2 protein-coding genes are annotated in these 2,465 nt (G+C 44.5%); both read left to right on the plus strand.

The features are described 5' to 3' along the window. The first annotated feature begins 171 nt into the window (after window positions 1-171). On the plus strand, window positions 172-1,161 hold the full coding sequence (locus Q366_RS19090; protein WP_035242400.1) for an ABC transporter substrate-binding protein: 990 nt from the start codon (window positions 172-174) through the stop codon (window positions 1,159-1,161). Window positions 1,162-1,239: 78 nt separating this feature from the next. Continuing rightward, window positions 1,240-2,229 carry an ABC transporter substrate-binding protein gene (locus Q366_RS19095; RefSeq protein ID WP_035242402.1) on the plus strand — a complete coding sequence of 330 codons (990 nt, stop codon included), beginning with the start codon at window positions 1,240-1,242 and terminating at the stop codon, window positions 2,227-2,229. Window positions 2,230-2,465 lie beyond the last annotated feature (236 nt).

The raw sequence follows: 2,465 nt of genomic DNA on the forward strand, positions 1-2,465 counted from the left end.
CCCGAGGAATTATCTTGAAATGATTGACTATTCTCTTCTGGAAGAGGTAGCTCCCAAAAGAGTGACCATTATCCGTCCGTTATCGCTATAACAGGGATGTTATGAGGGGCCATGATTGAGCTTCCCCCAAAATTGCAGATGTTCATTTAAATTCAGAAGATAGGAAGGATCATGAAAACATTTATTTCCGTATTTCTTTTTGCTGTAGTTTCCTTTTATTTCCAACCCGCCATGGCGGACTCCCCCCCTGTAACCATTGCAACGGGTTGGGGCGCAATGAACGGAGCGGTGGTCATTGCCCAAGAAAAAGGGTTTTTCAAGGAACAGGGGATCAAAACAACAACATTATCCATGACTGGGGGTGAACAGATATTCCATGCATATATGCAGGGAAAGGCCGATGTAGCAACACTCACCAGTCTCAGTATTGTCCGGTCGAATCTTGACCCATCTCACCATGTGATTATCGGGACACTTTCCTATACTGACAACCAGTTGAAACTGCTTGCCAGAAAAAGTGCGGGTATCGCCAAGGTTTCGGACCTTAAAGGTAAGAAAATCGCTGTACCCTATGGCGGATTTTCCCATTTTTACCTTGAGAAGTTTCTGTTGTTCAACGGATTGACCTTAAATGACGTCGAAGAGGTGTTTGTGGGCAAAAAAAAGATTCCGGGCACCATTGAACGCGGACTGGCCGATGCCACAATGCAACATGGGGTACCCATTGCGGAAACAAAAAAAATCCTTGGGGAGGATTATGTGATTTTTCAGAACCCGGCCATTCACAGGAAGACCAACCAGTTACTGGTGCGCAGGGCATGGGTGACACAGCACCGTGAACAGGCCAAAGGGTTGTTGCGGGCCATTCTTAAAGGTGAAGAATTCATCAAGACCCATACTGAGGAAAGTATTGAGATCCTGGCAAAAGCCAAGAAATATGATATCAGGGATATGACCCGGACTGTCCGGCATGAAATAAATTATTACCTGAGCCTGAAACAGTCCATTTTTACCGAACTGGAAGGTATGGAGCAATGGGCACTGGACAACAATCTTGTCGAACGCAAAACCCCGAGGAATTATCTTGAAATGGTTGACTATTCTCTTCTGGAAGAGATAGCTCCCAAAAGGGTGACCATTATCCGTCCGCTGTCGCTATAACAGGATGTTATGAAGGGCATGATTGAACGTCCTCAAAAATTGCAGATGTTCATTTAAATTCAGAAGATAGGAAGGATCATGAAAGCATTTATTTCCGTATGTCTTTTTTCCGTAGTTTCCTTTTATTTCCAGCCCGCCATGGCGGGGCCCCCCCCTTTAACCATTGCAACGGGTTGGGGTGCAATGGGTGGGCCGGTGATCATTGCCCAAGAAAAAGGTTTTTTCGAGGCACAGGGGATCAAAACAACAACTTTATCCACGACTGGGACGACTCGGTCATTTCAAGCGTATTTGCAGGGAAAGGCCGATGCAACAACAATCAACAGTCTCAATATTGTCCGGTCGGATTTTGACGCATCTCAGCATGTAATTATCGGGACGCTTTGCTATTCCGACAACCAGTTGAAACTGCTTGCCAGAAAAAGTGCTGGAATCGCCAGGGTTTCTGATCTGAAAGGCAAGAAGATCGCTGTGCACCGGGCCAGTTTTGCCCATTTTTACCTTGAAAAGTTTCTGTTGTTCAACGGATTGACCTTAAATGATGTCGAAGAAGTGTTTGCGGACAAAAAAGAGATTCCAGGCATCATTGAACGCGGACTGGCCGATGCCACAATGCAGCATGGGGTACCCATTGCGGAAACAAAAAAGAGTCTTCGGGAGGATTATGTGATTTTTCAGAACCCGGCCATTCACAGGAAGACCAGCCACCTCCTGGTTTCCCGGAAATGGGTGGGACAGCACCGTGAACAGGCCAAAGGGTTGTTGCGGGCCATTCTTAAAGGTGAAGAATTTATCAAGACCCAGACAGAGGAAAGTATTGAAATCCTGGCAAAAGCCAAGAAATTTGATGTCAGGGACATGGCCCAGACCGTACGGCATGAAATGAATTATTACCTAAGCCTGGAACAGTCGATTTTTACTGATCTGGAAGGTATAGAGCAATGGGCGCTGGACAACAATCTTGTCGAACGCAAAACCCCGAGAAATTATCTTGAAATGGTTGATTATTCTCTTCTGGAAGAGGTAGCTCCCCAAAGGGTGACCATTATCCGTCCGTTGTCGCTATAACAGGATGTTATGGGGACGTGCCGGGATCGTACATCCCCAAAAATGAAGGTATTTATATTTTTATCTTGACTTTACTCCTTTTTGAATTTAATTCATCCATTACCATCTAAATTTGAATTCAGAAAGGAGTAAAGGTCATGGGCAATGTCATAAAGTTAACAGGTAGTAAAAATATATTGTAAATACAGACTATTATGATATATTTGGTATTAACACCAACTCAAAATTTTTCTTAT

Source organism: Desulfobacter vibrioformis DSM 8776 (assembly GCF_000745975.1).
GTDB lineage: Bacteria > Desulfobacterota > Desulfobacteria > Desulfobacterales > Desulfobacteraceae > Desulfobacter > Desulfobacter vibrioformis.

What these genes read in the sequence shown, in the direction of transcription:
- Q366_RS19090 (WP_035242400.1), top strand. Translation starts at nt 172, where the DNA reads ATGAAAACATTTATTTCCGTATTTCTTTTTGCTGTAGTTTCCTTTTAT.
- Q366_RS19095 (WP_035242402.1), top strand. Translation starts at nt 1,240, where the DNA reads ATGAAAGCATTTATTTCCGTATGTCTTTTTTCCGTAGTTTCCTTTTAT.